Source organism: Aquirufa echingensis (assembly GCF_042714525.1).
GTDB classification, from domain to species: Bacteria; Bacteroidota; Bacteroidia; order Cytophagales; family Spirosomataceae; genus Aquirufa; species Aquirufa echingensis.
In genome coordinates this window covers 147,448-168,127 of record NZ_JBBKYA010000005.1, presented here as the reverse complement: position 1 = coordinate 168,127, position 20,680 = coordinate 147,448, and the positions used below count along the sequence as shown (strand labels likewise).

The window sequence follows — 20,680 nt, the reverse complement described above, 5'->3', positions numbered from 1 at the left end:
TATGTCTTTAATACTAAATATCAAAGGGTTAAAGGGGAGATGGGGTCAAATCCTTTTCGAGTATTTTTGGAGTATTTGATTTTTTAGGTTTATTTTGTGGCTTAATTCTTCAATTTCAATTATAACTAAATTCCAAATTTATGCAGAGAAGATTTATTACTCAATCTGTGTTATTAGGAGCATTTTTTATGCTTTTGATGGCATTACCCATTGGGCAAGTGTTTGCACAGGGTTCTACCACTTCCGCGTTAGCGGGTAGTGTTGTTGATGAAAAGGGTGAAGGCTTACCGGGAGCAACGGTAATTGCTGTTCACGAACCTACAGGTTCACGTTATGGTGCGTCTACACGTGCTGACGGTCGTTACAACATCGTAAACATGCGTGTGGGTGGCCCATACAAAGTTTCAGTAACTTTCGTAGGTTACAAAGAGGCTGTTCAATCGGGTATTGTTTTGACTTTGGCTTCAGAGCTTCGTCAAAATTTCAAGTTAGAGGTTAATCAATCTCAATTGGAAGAAGTTAAAGTTGTTGCGTCTCGTTCATCTGTGATTAACTCAGGTCGTACAGGTGCTGCTACAACGGTTTCTAACAATTCAATTACGACATTGCCTACGTTGAACCGTTCATTAGGTGATTTTGCTCGTTTGGATCCACGTGCAAATGGTTTGAACTTTGCCGGACGTAATGCATTGTATAACAACGTTACAGTTGATGGAGCATTCTTTAACAATGCTTTTGCATTATCACCAACTATCGGTGGACAAGCAGGTGCATCTCCAATTTCAGTGGATGCGATTGACCAATTCCAAGTATTAATTGCTCCTTATGACGTTCGTCAAGGTATGGCAACGGGTGCTAATATCAACGTTGTTACGAAATCAGGTACGAATAATTGGACTGGTTCTGGATACTATTTCGGAACAAACGAAGGTTTGGTAGGAAATAAAATCGGTGATGTAACAAACCAATATGGTAAATTCCAACGTGGTCAATTTGGAGCACGTGTGGGTGGTGCGATCATCAAAAACAAATTGTTTGTTTTCGGTTCATTTGAGCAAGAGGCTCAAACAGATCCAGGTTCTAACTTCGTAGCTACTCGTACAGGTTCTACTGCTGCGAATCAATCTATTGCTAAGGCAGATGATTTAGATCGTTTGAAGCAATTCTTGTTGACGAAGTACAACTATGATCCAGGTGCTTACGAGAACTATGACAAAGAAAAATATTCTCAAAAAGCGAACATTCGTTTAGATTGGAATATTTCTGATAAGCATAAATTGAACATCAAGTATAACTACTTGCGTTCTTATGCGGATATCTCTCCATCAAGTTCAGGTTCATTATCAGGTGGTCGTGCTCCATCTGCTACGGTATTGCCTTTCCAAGGTTCATTGTACCGTATTAACAACAACTTAGATTCATACATTGCAGAGTTGAACTCTACATTCTCGAATTCTATTTCGAACAACTTGACTGTTGGTTACACAGCGATGCGTGACTTCCGTCAATCGCCAGTAAACAACAATCCATTTCCTACAGTAGATATCGGAAACAATAACTTAAATGAGTTGACATCATTCGGTTATGAGCCATTCTCTGCGAATAACATTTTGGATTCGGATATTTTCCAATTGTCAGATAACTTAACAATCTACAAAGGAAAGAATGTTTACACATTCGGTATCGCATACGAAAGCAACGCATTTAGAAACGGTTTTGCTCCAAACTACTATGGTGGATACCAATTCAAATCAGTTGATGATTTTATCAAATCTGCAAGCGGTGATTTGACGGTTATTCCAGCTCGTTACCAACAACAATGGTCGAACTATGCTGAATTCCCATTTGCTGAAATGAAAGGAAGTACATTCTCTTTCTATGGTCAAGATGAAATTACAGCTGCTAAAGGCTTGAAATTGACATTTGGTCTACGTGGAGATGCTACATCATTCCCATCGTTTGATGAGCCTAAGTACAACAATCCGTATGTACCAGCTTTAACTTTCCGTGATGGTGTTAAATTAGCTACAAACAAATTTCCTGAAACTACGTTATTGTGGTCTCCTCGTTTTGGATTCAACTGGGATGTGAAAGATGATAAGACAACGCAAGTACGTGGTGGTTTAGGTATCTTCTCTGGTCGTGTTCCTTACGTTTGGTTGTCAAACCAATTGTCTAACAATGGTGTATTGTTTGGTTCAGAAAATTTAGCTAACCCTACAAACCGTCCATTTAATGCAGATGTTAATGCATATCGTCCAGCGATCTCATCAACATTGACTCCTACAGCTTATAACTTAGCTGTTACTGATCAAAACTTTAAATTCTCTCAAGTGTTCCGAGGAAACTTGGCAGTAGATAAGCAATTTGGAGATGGTTGGATTGTTTCATTAGAAGGTATCTACACGAAAGATATCAATGCGGTATACTTAGAGAACGTAAACTTACCAAATTCAACTGTGAAGGCAGTAGGAGCTGATAACCGCGTTATTTACTATACATTAGGTGCTAATGGCTTACCAGGTTCTGCTAAAAACTTCCAAATTTACGGAAACGTAAAAGGTGTTAATGCGCCAGCGAATGGTATCAATACAACAGCATCACCTAACATTTCTGATGCAATCGTAATCAAGAATACGGATTTAGGTTATTCTTATGCATTAACAGCAACGATCTCTAAATCATTTGAAAATGGTTTATTTGCTTCATTAGCTTATACGAACTCAGATTCTCGTTCAGTGAATGATGGTGGTTCAATCGCTCAATCTCAATGGAGAGACCGTGTTGTATCGGGTGATCCAAATGAGAACGTAGCATCTTATTCATCTTACATGCAAGCACACCGTATCAACGCGTATGGTTCATATAAATTGAATTACTTGAATGAAAAAGCAGCGACTACTTTTGGTTTTACTTATTCAGTAGCACCAGCAGGTCGTTTCTCTTACACGTACTCAGGTGATATGAATGGTGACAACCAAACAGCTAATGACTTGATCTACATCCCTCGTGGACAATCTGAAATCATGTTGAAAGATTTGGGTACATATACAGCTGCACAACAATGGAATGATTTAGATAAATACATTTCTCAAGATGCTTATTTATCATCTCGTCGTGGTCAATATGCTGAGCGTAATGGTGCTGAGTTACCTTGGGCTGCCAACTTTGATTTCAAAGTAATCCAAGATTTCTACATCAATGTTGCTGGAAAGAAAAATACATTACAATTGACTTTGGATGTATTTAACTTCGGTAACTACGTTTCTCCACAGTGGGGCTTAAACCAATCTACATTACGTGCTGGTTTGTTGAGCTATACAGGTAATGATGCGGCTACTGGTAAACCAGTATTCCAATTCCCTTACCGTTCTGGTACTACGCCATTAACTGATTCTTTCCAACGTTCTTTTGGACTTGGATCTCGTTGGCAAGCACAATTCGGTGTTCGTTATATCTTCAACTAGGATATTCTGAAATCGGAATAAAAAGGCTGCTCGAAAGAGCAGCCTTTTTTGTTTGTAAATAGTTCATTTATGTAGAGACGCGATACCTCGCGTCTATTTCTTTGGTAAACCTTTCAGGATTGCCAAAGTTTGAGGCGCTCTTGCTGCGATTCAATAGGCTGATAGGGTTATGTAATTGATTGTAGAGGCTCGATTTCTTGCTTCTGATGTATTTTGTGTCGATTCCCTAGGCTAAAGCCTAGGGTTATTAATAACCCCAGACTTTAGTCTGGGGATTTTGTGATAGATATCTCACCTCCGCCACAAGCACAAAAAAAGACCGGTTTTCCCCGGTCTATAAACTAAAACTCTTTATGATGTGCCATTCGATGTAAATCGTCAGGGCTTAATGACTTAAAGTATTCGTATGTGATTTTAAGTCCTTCAGCACGGGATACTTTGGGTTCCCATCCAAGAATTGATTTGGCCTTCGTAATATCAGGTTTACGTTGTTTCGGATCATCCGTGGGCAAAGGAAGCGATATTAACTTTTGGCTTGTGCCAGTCAATTTGATAATCTCCTCACCAAATTCCTTAATAGTGATTTCATCCGGATTTCCGATGTTCACTGGATGCGGATAATCGCTTAATAACAATCGATAAATACCTTCCACTAAATCATCTACGAAGCAGAAAGCACGAGTTTGAGATCCATCACCAAACATGGTTAAGTCTTCTCCACGCAATGCTTGTCCAATAAACGCTGGCAATACACGGCCGTCATTCAGACGCATACGAGGTCCATAGGTATTGAATATACGAACAATACGTGTTTCTAATCCATGATACGTATGGTAAGCCATCGTCATCGCTTCTTGAAAACGTTTGGCCTCATCGTATACTCCACGTGGTCCTACCGGGTTCACATTTCCCCAATATTCTTCCGGTTGAGGATGTACCGTAGGGTCACCATATACCTCCGATGTAGAAGCAATTAAAACGCGCGCATTTTTAACACGTGCTAATCCTAAACAATTATGAATACCCAAAGAACCTACTTTCAAGGTTTGAATAGGAATCTTTAAATAATCAATCGGAGATGCCGGGGACGCAAAATGTAAGATATAGTCTAACTCGCCCGGAACGTGAATAAATTTAGACACATCATGGTGGTAGAATTCAAAATGTTCTAATTTGAACAAATGCTCAATATTTTTCAAATCACCCGTGATTAAATTATCCATGGCTATCACATGGTAGCCTTCTTTGATAAATCGATCACACAAATGGGAACCTAAAAATCCCGCTCCTCCTGTTATTAATATTCTTTTCATTGTCTTAGTTAACTGATTGGCGTCCTATAGAGTAGTAGGTATAACCTAATTCTTGCATTTGAGGTAATTCATATAAGTTCCGACCATCAAAAATGACTTTGTTTTTCAAAAGCGTTTCCATACGATCGAAATCCGGCGTTCTGAATTGTGGCCACTCCGTAACAATTAATAAGGCATCAGCCCCATCAATGGCATCATAAGGAGTTTTTGAATATTCCACTACATCACCAATTTGCTCTCGTACGTTTTTCATCGCCTCAGGGTCATACACGCGTACTTTACAACCCAGTGCTAATAATGCTTCGATGTTGTACAAGGCAGGAGCCTCACGAATATCATCTGTATATGGCTTAAATGCCAATCCCCAAATGCCGATTGTTTTTCCAGCCAAATCATTTTTAAAATGTCCTTGAATATAAGGCATCAACTTCGTCTTTTGCAATTCATTCACCCGCATCACCGAATCCAAAATGTGGAATTGGTAATCGTTTTCCTCCGAAGTCTTCGCTAATGCTTGAACGTCTTTTGGAAAACATGAACCCCCATATCCGATTCCTGCAAACAAGAAACGTTTCCCGATTCGTGAGTCCGTTCCTATACCTCTGCGGATGTCGTCTACGTTGGCCCCAACTTTCTCACATAGGTTTGCAATCTCATTCATGAACGTAATCTTCGTTGCCAAAAATGCATTTGCGGCATATTTGGTCATTTCAGCTGAACGCTCATCCATAAAAATGATCGGATTCCCTTGACGAACCAAAGGTGCATACAATTTGCTCATTAATTCTTTTGCACGATCTGATTGTGTTCCAATCACAACGCGATCAGGTTTCATGAAATCTTCTACCGCAACCCCTTCACGTAAAAATTCAGGATTAGATACGACATCAAATGGGACTTTGGCCTCTTTCGAGATAGCTGTATGTACCAATTCTGATGTTCCTACCGGTACGGTACTCTTGTCGATGATTACGGTATAATCTTTCAATAAGGGTCCTAAATCATGAGCAACTTTTAAAATGTATTTTAAGTCGGCAGATCCATCTTCCCCTGGAGGCGTTGGCAATGCTAAAAAGATCACTTTCGCACCTTCAATACCTTCCGACAAAGAAGTTGTAAAGTTTAATCGGCCTTCATTTACATTCCGATGAAACATATCCTCCAAGCCAGGTTCATAGATAGGTACAATCCCATCCTGCATCTGCTTGATTTTTGCTTCATTAATATCAACACAGGTTACATGATTCCCCGTTTCTGCAAAACAGGTTCCTGTTACGAGTCCTACATATCCTGTTCCAACTACCGCAATTTTCATATAGCTATTTTCTTGATTTAGTTCAAAAATTGACCACTAAATTAGGTATAAATCTTTAAATAATATAATTAATGGGCTACTTAGTTTGAATTACCCGCCCAATACTGCCTGATGGTTCCATGCAATTCAGCCAATTCGCTAGTGTCGTGGATATGTCACTGATTTCCGTTCGTGTGCTGATCTCTTGAGGCTTAACTTTCCAACCATAAAACAATAATGGCACATGGGTATCATACGCATATACGGTGCTATGCGAGGTTCCGGTTTTGTAACCGATCAACCATTGCGGTTTTAATAATAACATGAAATCTCCACTGCGTGCCGGGTTATAACCGTTTTGTAAGATGTTTTTATATTGACTTATGATCGATGTTTGGCTAATCGATTGTAAATCAATCAAATCAGCAAAACCATCTTGTTTTTCCATGGATTGACGAACAACTTGGTATAAATCGGTGCGAGATATCCCCATTTTTTTAATCGTTGCCTGATTGAAATGTAGTTGGGAATTATCTTCACCTGTCAACAATTCCACATCTCCATAGGCTGTGATAAGGGCCTTTTTCAAATCAGCGACTGCTTTTGTTCGATCAAAAATGCCTCCAGGTAATTTTTTACTTTTGATAAATCCAGGGATTTCTGCGACCGCATGGTCTGCTGTCAAAAACACCAATACCTGATCTTTCCCATATTGTTTATCCAAAAACGTTAATAATTCCGCAATATCACGGTCTAAACGTAAATAGGTATCTTCCAATTCAATAGATTGTGGACCAAAACTGTGACCTACATAATCAGTTGATGAAAAACTCACAGCTAGAAAGTCGGTCGTTCCATGTTTCCCTAATTGCTCCTCTTGCATCGCCTTGATAGCAAAATCCTTTGTCAAAGTATTACCATAAGGGCTTGTCCGAATGAGTTCTAACGGATTTCCGCCTTGTAAAGTATGTGGAAATACAGGCGCTGTCTCACCCGCCATTTTACTTTCAAATTCGCCATTATCAGGTGCGCTCGCTAGGTAACTTTCGATGGGATATAAAGTGTTCCATCCCAATTTGCTGTATTTCTGTGCTCGCTCCTCTGCATTGAATACTTGTACCCAAGTAGGTAATTCTTTCATATAAAATGAAGATGTAATCCAGCGACCTTCTTTGGAATCATACCAATAAGCCGCGTTTGCCGTATGTCCTCCCGGAAGAATAGCTCCACGGTCTTTTAAGGCAATCGCAATTGTTTTGCTTTGGTAGTTTTGTGAAATTTTTAATTGGTCCGTAATTGTGCTGGTCCACAAATTTTTGGGAGACATAAAACCCGTTTTCCCAGTCGTTCCAACGGTCGTAACGGTAGAATCATCAGTACAATATACTTTTTTGCCTGTTGCACGATCCGTCCAATCATTCCCAACAATCCCATGAACAGCTGGCACTGATCCCGTGTAAACGCTGGCATGTCCTGCTGCCGTTACGGTAGGAGCATAGTTATAATGATTGTCTTGGCAATTTAAGCCTTCGCGCATCATGCGTTTCAATCCATTTTCGCCATATCGATTCGCAAAGCGGTACAAATAATCGTAACGCATTTGATCGACTACAATTCCCACGACGAGTTTTGGTCGGGTGGCTTTGTTTTGCGCGGATATAAAGTGGCTGCTTAGGACTAGCAGGCCTACGAGTAAACTAGTTATTTTCATAATATGAGGGGAATTGAGCTAATTTGATCGCTTCTTGTTTGTTGGAATCGATTTGATAAATGTGATTTTCTTGGCCATTGGTTAAGACCAAATATTTGGCTAGATTTTTTTTTTGATACTGACATGCTTGTTGGAAGGTAACTGATGTAATTTCCACATGAGGCGCTTTACATTCAATCAACATAAACACCTGACCTGTAGAATCAAATACTTGTATATCTGTCCTCCGATTCAACTGATCAATTTTGTGGCTACGTTCGATTTGAATGTTACTTGCTGGATAACTCAGATGTTGCGTCAGGTAATTTAAACAATGTTGGCGAACCCATTCCTCTGGAGTCAGTAAGCGGTATTTTTTACCGATCCCATCAAAAATGAAAAGTTTTCCCTCCTTTTGTGTTATTTTGTAATCAAATGCAGGAAATACAGCGACTAATTCAGACGAAGCAAGCATAAGTTGAGCTTAAAGCTAAACCCTAAATTAATCTATTTGTTGATTATTTTCATTAACAAACCTTACATATTCATGAAAACAAAAGAAGAGATTGTACAAAATTGGTTACCTCGCTACACTGGAACTCCTATCGAAGCATTTGGTCAGTATATTCTTCTGACAAATTTCAAGAATTATGTAGATATGTTTGCCGAAAAATTTCAAGTAGAAATTTTAGGCCAAGACCGCCCGATGCAAACTGCGACGGCAAACAACATTACAATCATCAATTTCGGGATGGGATCCCCGATGGCTGCAACCGTGATGGACATTCTTTCCGCAATTTCCCCTAAAGCTGTTTTGTTCTTAGGTAAATGCGGTGGTTTAAAGAAAAACTTACAATTGGGGGATTTGATTTTACCTATCGCTGCGGTGCGTGGGGAGGGGACATCCGATGAATATTTGCCTAAAGAAGTTCCGGCTTTGCCTTCCTTCCGGTTACAACGTGCCGTATCTTCCATGATCAAAAAACACGAGCTTGATTATTGGACGGGTTTGGTTTATACAACCAATCGGCGCGTTTGGGAACACGATGAGGTTTTCAAAACCTATTTATCTGATATTCGTGCTATGGGTATCGACATGGAAACGGCGACGATATTTACGGTGGGCTTTGTCAACAAAATACCCCATGGGGCTTTGTTGCTTGTTTCTGATAATCCAATGACTCCTGATGGAGTTAAAACGGAAGCATCTGACAAAAAAGTCACTACGAATTATGTCGACTCACATCTACAAATCGGCATCGATTCATTAATCGAATTAGCCAATTCAGGGGAATCTGTTAAACACCTACGTTTCGAGTAATTAATTACAGTGATCGCGAATAACTTGGTAGGCTTGATTGTAACCAAGTTCACCTGATTTACTCAAGTCTAGGCAACCTGTTGTATCACCCAATGCCAGTTTAATAATGCCACGAACATAGTAGGCTTCGGCATATTTGGCATTTAGTTTGATGGCGTTGCTGCAATCTTGAATGGCATTGCGCTGATCTCCTAAGTTAGATTTTGCAACACCACGGAAGAAGTAAGCCTCAGCATAAATGGGGTTTAGGGCAATCGCACGGTTGTAGTCTTCCATGGCTTGTTTGGCATCTCCCGATTTTGCTTTCGCAGATCCACGATTGAAATATACTTCTGCACGCTCTGTTGTAAACTCAGCTATCTTGACTTTGTCCTGAACGCCATTACGTAATTCATCCAAAAGCGCTTTCGTCATTTTCGCGTCATAAACAATTTTCGCAGATTCATTGTTGCCAATTTCAGCAGCTTTGGTATAATCCTCAATGGCTCCACGCGGATCTCCTAATTTTGATTTCACAAAGCCACGGCCATAATAGGCTTCTACTTTGCTAGGATCCATTTCAATTGCTTTGCTGAAATCTTCTAAAGCGCCTTTTTCGCCATTTTCTCCTCGGAAATTTTCCAATTGCGTTTTGCAAAATCCCGCATGATACCAATCGTCAGCATTATCTGGACTCAATTTAATTGCCTCTTCAAAATCCTTCAATGCAGCTTGATACTCCGCTAATTTCATTTTCGAAAACGCCCGATTCGATAAATAACTCGAACGTTTTGGGCTAATCTCTATCGCTTTATCAAAGTCCTCAATACTGCCTTTGTAATCTGCCAAATGTGCTTTAGCCTCACCGCGTGCTGCTAGGCCAGGTGCATATTCTGCGTTTAACTCTAAGGATTTATTGTAGTCGGAAAGCGCTCCACGGTAATTGGCTAATTTCGATTTTGAAATTCCCCGACTAAAATACGCCGTTGCCTCCAAGGGATTTAAACGAATTGCCTCGTTGTAATCTTGTATCGCCACTTTGTGGTTTTCTTGTTTGCTATAGCTTTGGCCACGCGCAATGAATGCCTCAAAGTAAGTAGGCTTTAATTCAATCGCTTTGTCAAAGTCCAAAATAGCCCCACGGAAATCCTTCAAATTGTACTTGGCAAATCCTCGGTTGTAAAATGAAATGGGATTGGGGTTAGCGACATTCTTCTCAATTTCTAAACTGAAGTTTCGAAGCGCATCAGCATAATTTCCCGTTTTGTTTTGAGTCAAACCCAACTCAAGGTAGTTTGTGCTGTCTTGTGCAAATGTGGCTGTCGTGCTTGCGCTTAAAATACCCACAAAAAGAATTGTGTAGATATGTTTCATAGTCGTGTTCGAGGTTATTGGATGATTTCGCTAATTCCGAATAGCAAAATTAATAATAAAGTTCTTAATGCCGTCTTCTTTAAATAGGGATCTATTTCCGCTGGCGTCATTTTTGAGTTTAATTCCCTGATCATCAAGATGATGGGGTAAAATCCGAGTAAAACTAACAGGTTGCCAACAGTGGATGGCCCCTTTTTGAATACGACCAAATGGTAACAGATAAAGGGTAAGACTCCTAAAATCAATAAGGCTTTTTGGTAAATGAACCCTTTTGTTTTACCAATGCGAACGGGGATCGAATTTTTACCTGATTTTTTGTCGTTTTCTAAATCACGTAGATTGTTCAGGTTTAAGACGGCTACCGACAATAAACCACATCCCGAGGCAGGGTAGACGATGTGAAATGGGATAGATTGAGTTTGAAGGAAATAGGTCCCCATGGTTCCCACTAAACCAAAAAAGATGAAGACTGACAAATCACCTAATCCCATGTACCCATATGGTTTTTTTCCAACGGTATAGGCAATAGCGGCTAAAATACAGGCGATTCCTAATCCAATAAAATTTATCCAAATTTCCCAAGAGGCTCGTTGCAAGCTATAAGCTAGTAACCCAATACCCATTAAAAAAGAAATGCAAGCCGTTAAAATAACGACTTGCTTCATTTCTTGACGGTTTATTTTACCAGTTTGAACAGCTCGTAAAGCTACCTTACGATCCTGATTATCAATTCCATTGGCCGAATCACCGTAGTCATTGGCGAAGTTGGAAAGTACTTGTAATCCAACAGTCGTTAAGATGGCTAATGCTGCAATTATCCAATCAAATTTACCATTTGAATAGGCTAATAAATTGCCCAACATGATACTCGCTACTGCAAGAGGTAATGTTCTTGGCCTAGCCGCTTCAACCCATCTATTCATGTATTATTTCGCCAATGCTGCTTGAAATTCTGCACTTGTGGGCTTAATGCCTGATGCGAAGAAATTAGTCAGTTCCCCTTTTTCATTGATGACATATTTGCAAAAATTCCAAGTGGGTTCTTTTTCGTTCCAACCGTTTTGCGATTTATCACTTAACCATTGGTATAAATCACATTTTCCAGCGCCTTTTACAACGACTTTCTCCATCATTTGGAATGATACTCCGTAGTTTTTCAAGCAAAATGAGGCGATTTCTGAATTTGTTCCAGGTTCTTGTCCTCCAAATTCATTGGCAGGAAATCCCAAGATAACGATTTCAGGATTAGCCTTGTGAAATGCTTCCCAGTCCGCATATTGTGGCGTATATCCACATTTTGAAGCCGTATTTAATACGACGATTTTCTTGCCTTTAAATTGGCTGAAATCAATTTCTTTTCCATCTATCCCCTTCATTTTGAAAGAGAAGAAGTTCTTTTCTGCCGACTGTGTTGTTTCCATAGGGCGTTCTAATGCTACTTTTTGTGTGAATGGCAAAGCCAATGCAGTTAATAGCGATCCGATTTTCATAAGGCTTACGATCATGGTGATAATGATTAAGAGGATGAGAATTTTGTATTTGTTTTTCACGTTACATACGTTCTGGTGCAACTATTCCTAATAACGCCAGAGATGCTTTAATTGTTTCACCCGTTAAGGAAGCTAAATTTAACCGAATGTTTCGGCTATCTACATTTTCTTCATTTAAAATACTCAATTCATTGTAAAATTTGTTGAATTGCTTCGCTAAATCATAAGTATACTGTGCGATAACCGACGGTGCAAACTGCGCCGCAGCCTCCTGGATTTTCGATTTATAATTTCCTAGCAAGAAGATTAACTCTTGCTCGGATTCAGCTAATTCATACGATTTACCAGCAGAAATTTTTATATTAATTCCCATACTTGCCGCCTTTCGGGTCAACGAACAAATCCTAGCATGCGTATATTGAATAAATGGACCCGTATTTCCTTGGAAATCAATAGATTCTTCCGGATTGAACAACATCCGTTTTTTCGGGTCAACCTTCAATAAGAAATATTTCAAAGCTCCCAATCCTAATTGGTTAAATAAAGCAATGGCTTCTTCCGTTGAAAAACCTTCAATTTTACCTAATTCCAATGTTCTCGATTGCGCCGTGTTAACCATTTCGGCCATTAAGTCATCCGCATCCACAACAGTTCCTTCGCGCGATTTCATTTTGCCACTAGGCAAATCCACCATTCCATAGGATAAGTGATAATTGCCTTCCGAGAAGGGTTTATTTAGTTTTTTGAGAATATGAAACAATACCTCAAAATGGTAATCTTGTTCATTCCCAACGACATAAACGGAACGTTTGGCACCAAAATCTTCATATTTCAATTGAGCCGTTCCCATATCTTGTGTGATGTAAACAGATGTCCCATCCCGACGTAAAACCAATTTTTCATCTAAGCCTTCTTCCGTTAAATCAATCCAAACTGATCCATCGTCTTTTCTGAAAAACACACCCTGAGCTAAGCCTTCATCGACCAATTTTTTACCCAATAAATAGGTATTTGATTCTCGATAAATTTTATCAAAGCTTACGCCCATTTGTGCATAACTCTTCGCAAATCCATCGAATACCCACGTATTCATTTGTTCCCAAAGGGCAATAACGCTTGGCTCATTTTGCTCCCAGGCTAATAACATATCCTGCGCTTTCAATAGGATAGGAGCTTGCTTTTTGGCCTCTTCCGGGTCTATTCCTTGTTGGACTAAGGTTTCAATTTCTACTTTGTAAGCTTTGTCAAATGCCACATAGTATTTTCCAACTAAATGATCACCTTTCAAACCACTTGATTCAGGAGTCTCTCCATTGCCAAAAAGTTGGTAGGCCAACATCGATTTACAAATATGAATTCCGCGGTCATTCACCAAATTCGTTTTAATTACTTCATAACCCGCTGCATCCAAGATTTGAGAAACAGAGAATCCGAGAAAGTTATTACGTAAATGGCCTAAGTGTAAAGGTTTGTTGGTATTCGGTGAGGAATATTCAATTAGTACCTTTTCTTTTTTATCTGCCAATGTAAATGGATGTGCATCCTGATTAATTCCATTCAAAATTTCAACCCAAACATCATCTTGTAAACTAAGATTCAAAAAGCCTTGAACGACCTGAAATGCTTTGATTTTAAGGTTGTTGGCCAACATATATTCCCCCAAAAGCTGAGCAATTTGTGCAGGAGCTTTGGATGCTTGTTTGGTAAAAGGGAAAACAACAAAGGTGAAAGTACCTTCAAATTCCTTTTTGGTTTCTTGTAAAACGATTTCTTGCGCGTCGATTGAAAAAAGATGTTGAAGTCCTTCTTGTAAACTTTTTTGAATCGATTGTTGGATACCTAGCATGTTGAAATCAACGGGTTTAATGAAAATTAATGGCTGCAAAGGTAGCCAATTAAGGGCAAACATTGACTTGCAAGGGGCATTTTTGACGAATTTAATCTTACCTTTGTGGCCATGACGCCAAATCTATATCATGATGCGATTACCTCCTTAAAATCAGGGGGTGTCATTCTTTATCCCAGCGACACGATTTGGGGATTAGGTTGTGATGTTCGCAATGACGCAAGTATTGAGAAACTATTGCAAATCAAACAAAGACCTGCAGAAAAAGGCTTAATTGTGCTGATTTCGAAGATTGAGCAATTGAGTGAATACGTCGAAGAAGTTCCCGAAATCGCCTGGGACTTAGTGGATTTTGCTGAAGATCCTTTAACCGTTATTTACCCAAAAGGGAAAAATGTAAGTGCCCATTTATTAGGTCCGGATGGTAGTATTGCCATTCGTTTGGTCAAAGATGAGTTTTGTAAAGGTTTGATTTATCGTTACCAACGAGGAATCGTCTCAACCTCCGCGAACATATCCGGTGAAGCTTCACCATTGAATTTTGAAAGTATTGCTGGTTCTATCAAAGAACAAGTTGATTATATATTGAAAAACCCCAACCCAACGAAGGGGAATAATAAACCATCCAAAATTGTCAAATTGGGCTTAGGTGGTGATTATTCATTGATTAGAGGATAAATGAAGACAGGGCAGGAGATCATTTCTGAAGATATTTTTCGTCGCATCGGGCTAGCTGCCGATCGTATTCAAATGGAATCCTATGTCGTAGGTGGATTTGTGCGTGATTCAATTTTAGGTAGACCTTGTAAGGATATTGATGTTGTTTGTATCGGTTCTGGTATTGCCTTGGCGGAAGAAGTAGCCCGTGAATTTGATTTGCCAGATCACAGTGTTTCGATTTTTAAGAATTTCGGTACAGCGATGTTAAAGGTCGATGACTGGGATCTTGAATTTGTTGGAGCCCGTAAGGAATCTTACCAAAGGGATTCTCGGAAGCCACTGGTGATGGAAGGGACTTTGGAGGATGACCAAAATCGGCGAGATTTTACCATCAATGCGATGGCGGTTCAACTGAATCAGTCGAATTGGGGGAAGCTATTAGACCCTTTTAACGGAATTGCTGATTTAAAATCGAAAATTATTCGAACTCCTTTAGAGCCTGGAATCACGTTTTCAGATGATCCATTGCGGATGATGCGCGCGGTTCGATTCGCGAGCCAATTGGGTTTCGATATTTATCCAGAGACCTTTGAGGCCTTGCAAAAAGAGAATGAGCGCTTGGAAATTATCTCCATGGAGCGTATTTCGGAAGAGTTAAATAAGATTATTTTATGCCAAAAGCCATCTTATGGCTTTCTGTTATTAGATGCTTGCGGATTATTAGCCCGCATTTTTCCCGAGTTTGTTAAACTCAAAGGGGTGGATACCGAAGAAGGGAAGGGGCATAAGGATAATTTCTATCACACCTTACAGGTATTGGATAATATTTCCCAACATACTAATGATCTTTGGTGGCGCTGGGCAGCGATTTTGCATGATATTGCGAAACCGCAAACCAAACGTTTTGTCAAAGGGAAAGGCTGGACGTTTCATGGTCATGAGGAAATGGGTGCCCGACAAGTTCCGTCGATTTTCAAGCGTTTGAAATTGCCTTTGAATGAGAAAATGAAGTTGGTGCAAAAGCTGGTCCGCTTACATTTACGCCCGATTGCCTTATCTAAAGAGGAAATAACCCATTCTGCCTTACGCCGATTACTCTTCGAAGCCGGTGATGAATTAGAGGCACTTATGACACTTTGTCGGGCAGATATCACCTCCAAAAATGGCGACAAGGTGAAACGCTATTTAAGAAACTTCGACTTAGTAGAGGAAAAGCTCAAAGAAGTGGAAGCGAGTGACTCCCTTCGTAATTTCCAACCTGTTATCACAGGGGAGATGATTATGCAAGTATTCGATATTGGTCCAGGAAAAGAAATTGGTTTGATTAAAATTGCAGTTCGGGAGGCAATACTCGAAGGAAGTATTCGCAATGATTTTGAATCTGGTTGGCCTTTAATGATTAAAGAGGGTGAGGTTTTGGGATTGAGCCCTGTTTTTACGCTTCCGGAATTTCTTAAATCAATTTCTTGATTTAAATTATCAGTTTTTTAGGTTTGAAGCGCTTGTAGCTTTGATACATTGGGTGGTTAAATCTAACCACTATGAAACATGTTATTCGAAATATTCGCCGTTTGCGATTGGATCGCGAACTCTCACAAGAGAACGTCGCATTTAATCTTCAAATCTCACAAAGCAGTTATGCAAAGTTGGAATCCGGCCAATCCAAGTTGAGCATTGATCGATTATATCAACTAGCTGTTTATTTTAACGTTACTGTAGAAGAATTAATAAAATTGTAAACAGTCCCTAGTGAGGGACCGTTTGCATTTCTTCGAGTTTCTGTCGGATTCGATTCCCGATAGTCTCAATAGCTTTCGTGAACAATTCAGGGACAATCTTTTCGATTTCCTCTGCAGGGAGATTATCAGGTACTTTAAGATAGAGTATTTTAAAGTGACCATTAATCTTCAGCTGAACTCGCTTATTTGCGTCTTCAAATTCCTCCACGAGGTTGTTGCGGAATAGTTCCAGTTGGATTTTTATATCATCGATTGTTTGTGTTTTCATGGGTTTAGATTTTTGGCGGGGCAAAGCCCCGCCTGTTTATTTGAAAAAATCAGTAAGGTCTTTGAGGACGCCAATTGCCCAGTCGAAGCCTTCTTTAAAGCCTTTTTTGAAATCATCAAACCAGCCTCCACCTTGTATGTCCCGAAGCTCCTGTTCCGTGACACGTGTCCAATTCGTTGTCGTTTTCATGATTTAATTAAAGTAAAATAGCGATTAAGCCGCCCGTGTAAATAACTGCTGCTATCACGACGGCGACTCCCGTGATTATGCCAAAAGTCTCCCAGAAACCACCACCATCAATGTGGATAAGTTCCATCGAATTCAATTCTTGCATACCCCATGCAGACATGGGGAAAAATTCTTGTTTCATGATTTTTCATGTTTAAAGGGTTAGGTATTAGATTATGAATTGCTCGAGCTGCATGTTAAAATTACAGTCATTTTGCCCCAATGATTATTCTATATTCAGGTAAGAAATTCGTAAAAGGTTTAAGAAACTGATAATAAAAAAAGGCCGCCTGTTGGGGCGACCTTTTTTGAAAAAAATAGACTGTTTCTATTACATGCGAACAAATAATTCGTCTTTTGAGTAACGAACTTTGGCAGCGTTTGCCATGTAATCATTGGCAGCGTCACGCTCGCCTACAGCTAGAATTAATACAGAATGTAATCCTTTGGCAGATAAATCTAATAACTCGTCCAATTTCGCAGGAACAAAACCTTCCATCGGTGTTGTGTCGATTTTCAATTCAGCGGCAGCTGCTAAAGCTGTTCCCATTGCCAAATACACTTGACGAGCAGCCCAACCGGCTTGAACTTCCATAGGCAATTGTAACATAGATCCTGCGATTGCTCCACGGTAATCCGCTAAAGCTTCTACAGGGACATTACGCGTTTCAGAAACCAATTGAATAAATGCATCGATTTTTTCTTCTGTAATATCATTCCACGCAGCAAAAACTAAGATATGCGACGCCTCTGTAATTTGCGGTTGGCCATAAGCAATCGGTTGGATTTGCGCACGCAATTCTGGATTTTCAATCACAAATACTTGGTAAGGTTGTAAACCAAATCCTGAAGCAGAAAGACGAATCGCATCTAAAAGGCTTTCAATTTTATCCGCAGATACTTTGTTGCCATTCATACGCTTGGTCGCATAGCGCCAAGATAAATCATTAATTAAAGACATGTTGTTGATTTTTTATGAGTAAATAATAAAGCCGAGATGCAGATTTGCACCTCGGCTCTTAAGCGGATTAATTTATTCGCTAACTAAAGATACAACTAATTTGAAGTCATCCATGATAGCTTTGTCGCCAATTGAATCAAAGAATTTCTTTGAACCGTATTGGATGTTGTAATCTGTACGATCAATTGTGATCGAAGCCTTAGCAGCAACCTTTCCTCCTTTTACTGAAATTTCAGCTGGGAAAGAAATTGATTTAGTGATTCCTTTGATTGTCAAATTACCTGTTACTTGGTTTCCTGCAATCTTCGTGATCACGAAAGTAGCTGTTGGGAATTTCTCAACTTCAAAGAAGTCTCCTGAAGAGATATGGCTAACAAATTTTTGGTTGTAACCTGGATCCGTGATATCCAATGCCTTGATTGTTTTCAAGTCGATTGTGAAGTTACCACCTACTAATTTGTTACCGTCTACGTTCAAAGCACCTGCTGAGATACCTACTGTACCATTGTGCTTACCAGTTACTTTTTCTGCATACCAAGCGATTGAGCTTGCTGCTGTGTTTACTTTCACTGCTTTTGGTGCTGCGAAAGATGCGATGCTCATTACGAGCGCTGTCAAGATTAGGCTTACTTTTTTCATTTTATTTATTGTTTAATTGTTAGTAAATACATTTCTGATTTCGTCCAAGATCTCATTGATTTGATCTAGCTTCTCGGAACTTATGCTTGCGAAATTTTTCTCCCAAGCCAACTGCACCTGATCGATTTCTTCTAATAAGGCCAAACCTGCCGGTAGAATAATGACATCAACCGCTCTACGGTCATGCGGACATTCACGTCTTAACACTAATTTTTTCTCTAATAGCTTGTCGACTAATCGGGAGGCATTAGACATTTTATCCATCATCCGTTCTGTGATTCCTAAAACGGTCATCGGATTGTTTTGTTGTCCACGTAATATCCGTAGTACATTGTACTGTTGGGCGGTCAAACCAAAGGGTTTCAAAAGATCGTGCTGTTGCTGCATCATCCAGTTGCCTGTGTATATAATGTTTACAATCGCCTTGCTAGTTGGCGTTGTAAATTTGCTCTGCTTTAAATCCTCTGAAATTCCCATAACTGAAATTTGATGTAGCAAAATTAAATGTAATTACATTAATTACAAATGTTTTTAAAATTTATTTTTCAAAAGGTCACATTTATATCCTATTTTTGGTCATGCAAGATTCATTTAGCCTTCAATTTCCTTTCATTCTAGCCTCGAATTCCCCTCGTCGGAAAGAGATTTTATCACAAGCTGGATTTCAATTTTCGGTATTGCCTTCAGATGTGGATGAATCTTTCCCGATTGATATGAAGCCTCAAGAAGTTCCTGTCATGCTCGCTGAACGTAAGGCGAAAGCTTTGTTAGAGTCTTGTGAAAATGCCCTGATTTTAGCAGCTGATACGGTAGTAATTTTGGATGGTGAGATTTTGAATAAGCCTTTGGATAAGCAAGATGCGCTACAAATGCTGAAAAAATTGTCAGGTAAAACGCATGAGGTTGTGACGGGAATTGCATTGGCTAGTCCGCAAGGAATCGTAACGGCAGCTGATTCGGCTTTTGTTAGTTTTAGGGAATTGGCCAACTGGGAAATGGAGTGGTATATACGTGGCGGGTCTTCTTTAGATAAAGCTGGTGCCTATGGCGTACAAGATTTTATTGGTATGGCCGGTATTGAGCAATTGAATGGGTCATTTTACACGGTGATGGGTTTACCTATCTACCGCGTTTATGAATTAATGAAACCGTTCATTTTGGAATCCAAACAGATTCCTTTGGGAATTTAGATCGAGAAGCTCTCGCCGCAACCGCAAGTACGTGTTGCATTCGGGTTTTTGAATTGAAATCCTTTGCCATTCAAGCCATCTGAGAAATCGAGTTCCGTTCCAGCTAAATAAAGAATGGATTTTTTGTCGACCATTACTTTAACGCCCTTGTCTTCGAATATCATATCGCTTGCCTGAGGTTCAGATGCGAAGTCTAATTGATACATCAAGCCAGAACATCCACCACCTTCCACGGCAACGCGAACGTTGAATGCTTCCGTTAATCCTTCTTTCTGACGAATTTCTTTAATGCGATTCGCTGCAATTTCTGAGATCGTGATCATGGTATTTTGCTTTTTGTGTCACAAAGATAAGCAAAAATTAGATAAAATTTCATACTATTTAGAGTGAATCTAAATAAAGTGTGGTTTTGTATCTGATTAGGTTTTAATTTTGTGCCTCATTAGCCTTATTCAATTAGAACGATATGTTATCAATTAAAAATTTACATGCGCGCATCGGAGAAAAAGAAATTCTTCGTGGGATTAATCTGGAAATCAAAGCCGGCGAAGTTCATGCCATCATGGGACCCAATGGTTCTGGTAAATCAACTTTAGCGTCCGTATTAGCTGGTCGGGAAGATTATGAAGTAACAGAAGGTTCAGTTGAGTTTCAAGGTAAAGACTTATTGGATTTAGCTCCCGAAGAACGCGCTGCTGAAGGTGTTTTCTTAGCATTTCAATACCCAGTTGAAATTCCAGGTGTTTCTACGACCAACTTTATGAAGTCTGCGGTGAACGAAATTCGTAAATACCGTGGCGAAGAGCCCCTAGACGCTGTTCAATTTTTGAAAATGTTCAAAGAGAAAATGGCCTATGTGAACATCGATCAGTCATTATTGAGTCGTTCATTAAACGAAGGTTTTTCAGGTGGAGAGAAAAAAAGGAATGAGATTTTCCAAATGGCCGTTCTAGATCCTAAATTGGCTATTTTGGATGAAACCGATTCAGGTTTAGATATTGATGCCCTTCGTATTGTTGCGGAAGGTGTTAACAAATTAAAGAGTCCAACGAACGCGACGATTGTCGTGACGCACTACCAACGTTTATTGGATTACATCGTGCCAGATTTCGTTCACGTCCTCTACAAAGGCCGTATCGTTAAATCAGGAACGAAGGAATTGGCTCTTGAATTAGAAGAAAAAGGATACGATTGGATTATTTCGGCTTTAGTAGATTAACA

General features: G+C 39.6%; 22 protein-coding genes. 7 read left to right on the top strand and 15 right to left on the bottom strand.

All coding sequences use genetic code 11. The features are described from left to right. The first annotated feature begins 140 nt into the window (after nt 1–140). On the top strand, nt 141–3,467 hold the full coding sequence (locus tag SKC38_RS10920) for a TonB-dependent receptor (RefSeq protein ID WP_377977177.1): 3,327 nt from the start codon (nt 141–143) through the stop codon (nt 3,465–3,467). 341 nt (nt 3,468–3,808) lie between these two features. Here SKC38_RS10920 and SKC38_RS10915 read toward each other — a convergent pair whose 3' ends face one another. The 4 genes from SKC38_RS10915 to SKC38_RS10900 all read right to left on the bottom strand — a co-directional run bounded on the left by SKC38_RS10915 (nt 3,809) and on the right by SKC38_RS10900 (nt 8,239). Further along, nucleotides 3,809–4,780 carry a UDP-glucuronic acid decarboxylase family protein gene (locus SKC38_RS10915; RefSeq protein ID WP_377977176.1) on the bottom strand — a complete coding sequence of 324 codons (972 nt, stop codon included), beginning with the start codon at nt 4,778–4,780 and terminating at the stop codon, nt 3,809–3,811. Between the two features lie 4 nt (nt 4,781–4,784). After that, on the bottom strand, nt 4,785–6,095 hold the full coding sequence (locus tag SKC38_RS10910; RefSeq protein WP_377977175.1) for a UDP-glucose dehydrogenase family protein: 1,311 nt from the start codon (nt 6,093–6,095) through the stop codon (nt 4,785–4,787). 76 nt (nt 6,096–6,171) lie between these two features. Continuing rightward, on the bottom strand, nt 6,172–7,785 hold the full coding sequence (pafA, locus tag SKC38_RS10905) for an alkaline phosphatase PafA (RefSeq protein WP_377977174.1): 1,614 nt from the start codon (nt 7,783–7,785) through the stop codon (nt 6,172–6,174). Further along, nucleotides 7,772–8,239 (bottom strand): type I restriction enzyme HsdR N-terminal domain-containing protein, encoded by a 468-nt coding sequence (locus tag SKC38_RS10900; RefSeq protein WP_377977173.1) that lies wholly within the window; start codon nt 8,237–8,239, stop codon nt 7,772–7,774. The genes pafA and SKC38_RS10900 overlap by 14 nt, the downstream gene beginning before the upstream one ends. A gap of 72 nt (nt 8,240–8,311) precedes the next feature. On the opposite strand from SKC38_RS10900, the gene SKC38_RS10895 reads away from it, so the two are divergent. Continuing rightward, nucleotides 8,312–9,085, top strand: coding sequence for an AMP nucleosidase (locus SKC38_RS10895; protein ID WP_377977172.1), 774 nt, complete (start codon nt 8,312–8,314; stop codon nt 9,083–9,085). Here the strand turns inward: SKC38_RS10895 and SKC38_RS10890 are convergent, their stop codons facing one another. Genes SKC38_RS10890 through argS form a run of 4 tightly spaced genes read right to left on the bottom strand, consistent with a single transcriptional unit; the run spans nt 9,086 to nt 13,774 of the window. Beyond that, complete coding sequence (locus SKC38_RS10890) at nt 9,086–10,438, bottom strand: tetratricopeptide repeat protein (protein ID WP_377977171.1); 1,353 nt, start codon at nt 10,436–10,438, stop codon at nt 9,086–9,088. Nucleotides 10,439–10,452: 14 nt separating this feature from the next. After that, complete coding sequence (locus SKC38_RS10885; protein ID WP_377977170.1) at nt 10,453–11,361, bottom strand: 1,4-dihydroxy-2-naphthoate polyprenyltransferase; 909 nt, start codon at nt 11,359–11,361, stop codon at nt 10,453–10,455. Between the two features lie 3 nt (nt 11,362–11,364). Continuing rightward, nucleotides 11,365–11,943: a glutathione peroxidase gene (locus tag SKC38_RS10880; RefSeq protein WP_377977169.1), complete on the bottom strand. Its 579-nt coding sequence runs from the start codon at nt 11,941–11,943 to the stop codon at nt 11,365–11,367. Between the two features lie 46 nt (nt 11,944–11,989). Then, nucleotides 11,990–13,774 carry an arginine--tRNA ligase gene (gene argS, locus SKC38_RS10875; protein WP_377977259.1) on the bottom strand — a complete coding sequence of 595 codons (1,785 nt, stop codon included), beginning with the start codon at nt 13,772–13,774 and terminating at the stop codon, nt 11,990–11,992. A gap of 111 nt (nt 13,775–13,885) precedes the next feature. On the opposite strand from argS, the gene SKC38_RS10870 reads away from it, so the two are divergent. The 3 genes from SKC38_RS10870 (at nt 13,886) to SKC38_RS10860 (ending at nt 16,173) form a co-directional block, all read left to right on the top strand. Continuing rightward, nucleotides 13,886–14,452 (top strand): L-threonylcarbamoyladenylate synthase, encoded by a 567-nt coding sequence (locus SKC38_RS10870; protein WP_377977168.1) that lies wholly within the window; start codon nt 13,886–13,888, stop codon nt 14,450–14,452. Further along, a complete protein-coding gene (locus SKC38_RS10865) occupies nt 14,453–15,904 on the top strand; it encodes a CCA tRNA nucleotidyltransferase (RefSeq protein ID WP_377977167.1) in 1,452 nt (483 codons plus the stop codon). Between the two features lie 71 nt (nt 15,905–15,975). Continuing rightward, entirely contained in the window at nt 15,976–16,173 is a 198-nt protein-coding gene (locus SKC38_RS10860) for a helix-turn-helix domain-containing protein (RefSeq protein WP_377977166.1), read from the top strand. 7 nt (nt 16,174–16,180) lie between these two features. On the opposite strand, the gene SKC38_RS10855 is transcribed toward SKC38_RS10860, so the two are convergent. From SKC38_RS10855 to SKC38_RS10830, 6 genes are all read right to left on the bottom strand, one after another. After that, nucleotides 16,181–16,441 (bottom strand): hypothetical protein, encoded by a 261-nt coding sequence (locus tag SKC38_RS10855; RefSeq protein ID WP_377977165.1) that lies wholly within the window; start codon nt 16,439–16,441, stop codon nt 16,181–16,183. Nucleotides 16,442–16,477: 36 nt separating this feature from the next. Then, on the bottom strand, nt 16,478–16,630 hold the full coding sequence (locus SKC38_RS10850; RefSeq protein WP_377977164.1) for a hypothetical protein: 153 nt from the start codon (nt 16,628–16,630) through the stop codon (nt 16,478–16,480). Nucleotides 16,631–16,637: 7 nt separating this feature from the next. Further along, nucleotides 16,638–16,811: a hypothetical protein gene (locus SKC38_RS10845; protein WP_377977163.1), complete on the bottom strand. Its 174-nt coding sequence runs from the start codon at nt 16,809–16,811 to the stop codon at nt 16,638–16,640. A gap of 189 nt (nt 16,812–17,000) precedes the next feature. Further along, a complete protein-coding gene (locus SKC38_RS10840; protein ID WP_377977162.1) occupies nt 17,001–17,630 on the bottom strand; it encodes an NAD(P)H-dependent oxidoreductase in 630 nt (209 codons plus the stop codon). 72 nt (nt 17,631–17,702) lie between these two features. Then, nucleotides 17,703–18,269, bottom strand: a complete 567-nt coding sequence (locus tag SKC38_RS10835) for a YceI family protein (protein ID WP_377977161.1) — start codon at nt 18,267–18,269, stop codon at nt 17,703–17,705. Between the two features lie 12 nt (nt 18,270–18,281). After that, the gene (locus SKC38_RS10830; protein ID WP_377977160.1) at nt 18,282–18,746 is read right to left on the bottom strand and encodes a MarR family winged helix-turn-helix transcriptional regulator; all 465 of its coding nucleotides are present in this window, start codon (nt 18,744–18,746) and stop codon (nt 18,282–18,284) included. 101 nt (nt 18,747–18,847) lie between these two features. Here SKC38_RS10830 and SKC38_RS10825 point away from each other — a divergent pair, with 101 nt between their 5' ends. Then, entirely contained in the window at nt 18,848–19,459 is a 612-nt protein-coding gene (locus SKC38_RS10825; RefSeq protein WP_377977159.1) for a Maf family protein, read from the top strand. Here the strand turns inward: SKC38_RS10825 and SKC38_RS10820 are convergent. Then, nucleotides 19,456–19,782, bottom strand: a complete 327-nt coding sequence (locus tag SKC38_RS10820) for a HesB/IscA family protein (RefSeq protein WP_315576569.1) — start codon at nt 19,780–19,782, stop codon at nt 19,456–19,458. The genes SKC38_RS10825 and SKC38_RS10820 overlap by 4 nt on opposite strands. 143 nt (nt 19,783–19,925) lie before the next feature. On the opposite strand from SKC38_RS10820, the gene sufC reads away from it, so the two are divergent. Next, nucleotides 19,926–20,678: a Fe-S cluster assembly ATPase SufC gene (gene sufC, locus SKC38_RS10815; RefSeq protein WP_377977158.1), complete on the top strand. Its 753-nt coding sequence runs from the start codon at nt 19,926–19,928 to the stop codon at nt 20,676–20,678. Nucleotides 20,679–20,680 lie beyond the last annotated feature (2 nt).

Coding starts and splice junctions, on each gene's coding strand:
- SKC38_RS10920 (WP_377977177.1), top strand. CDS start 141: ATGCAGAGAAGATTTATTACTCAATCTGTGTTATTAGGAGCATTTTTT.
- SKC38_RS10915 (WP_377977176.1), bottom strand. CDS start 4,780: ATGAAAAGAATATTAATAACAGGAGGAGCGGGATTTTTAGGTTCCCAT.
- SKC38_RS10910 (WP_377977175.1), bottom strand. CDS start 6,095: ATGAAAATTGCGGTAGTTGGAACAGGATATGTAGGACTCGTAACAGGA.
- pafA (WP_377977174.1), bottom strand. CDS start 7,785: ATGAAAATAACTAGTTTACTCGTAGGCCTGCTAGTCCTAAGCAGCCAC.
- SKC38_RS10900 (WP_377977173.1), bottom strand. CDS start 8,239: ATGCTTGCTTCGTCTGAATTAGTCGCTGTATTTCCTGCATTTGATTAC.
- SKC38_RS10895 (WP_377977172.1), top strand. CDS start 8,312: ATGAAAACAAAAGAAGAGATTGTACAAAATTGGTTACCTCGCTACACT.
- SKC38_RS10890 (WP_377977171.1), bottom strand. CDS start 10,438: ATGAAACATATCTACACAATTCTTTTTGTGGGTATTTTAAGCGCAAGC.
- SKC38_RS10885 (WP_377977170.1), bottom strand. CDS start 11,361: ATGAATAGATGGGTTGAAGCGGCTAGGCCAAGAACATTACCTCTTGCA.
- SKC38_RS10880 (WP_377977169.1), bottom strand. CDS start 11,943: ATGATCGTAAGCCTTATGAAAATCGGATCGCTATTAACTGCATTGGCT.
- argS (WP_377977259.1), bottom strand. CDS start 13,774: ATGCTAGGTATCCAACAATCGATTCAAAAAAGTTTACAAGAAGGACTT.
- SKC38_RS10870 (WP_377977168.1), top strand. CDS start 13,886: ATGACGCCAAATCTATATCATGATGCGATTACCTCCTTAAAATCAGGG.
- SKC38_RS10865 (WP_377977167.1), top strand. CDS start 14,453: ATGAAGACAGGGCAGGAGATCATTTCTGAAGATATTTTTCGTCGCATC.
- SKC38_RS10860 (WP_377977166.1), top strand. CDS start 15,976: ATGAAACATGTTATTCGAAATATTCGCCGTTTGCGATTGGATCGCGAA.
- SKC38_RS10855 (WP_377977165.1), bottom strand. CDS start 16,441: ATGAAAACACAAACAATCGATGATATAAAAATCCAACTGGAACTATTC.
- SKC38_RS10850 (WP_377977164.1), bottom strand. CDS start 16,630: ATGAAAACGACAACGAATTGGACACGTGTCACGGAACAGGAGCTTCGG.
- SKC38_RS10845 (WP_377977163.1), bottom strand. CDS start 16,811: ATGAAACAAGAATTTTTCCCCATGTCTGCATGGGGTATGCAAGAATTG.
- SKC38_RS10840 (WP_377977162.1), bottom strand. CDS start 17,630: ATGTCTTTAATTAATGATTTATCTTGGCGCTATGCGACCAAGCGTATG.
- SKC38_RS10835 (WP_377977161.1), bottom strand. CDS start 18,269: ATGAAAAAAGTAAGCCTAATCTTGACAGCGCTCGTAATGAGCATCGCA.
- SKC38_RS10830 (WP_377977160.1), bottom strand. CDS start 18,746: ATGGGAATTTCAGAGGATTTAAAGCAGAGCAAATTTACAACGCCAACT.
- SKC38_RS10825 (WP_377977159.1), top strand. CDS start 18,848: ATGCAAGATTCATTTAGCCTTCAATTTCCTTTCATTCTAGCCTCGAAT.
- SKC38_RS10820 (WP_315576569.1), bottom strand. CDS start 19,782: ATGATCACGATCTCAGAAATTGCAGCGAATCGCATTAAAGAAATTCGT.
- sufC (WP_377977158.1), top strand. CDS start 19,926: ATGTTATCAATTAAAAATTTACATGCGCGCATCGGAGAAAAAGAAATT.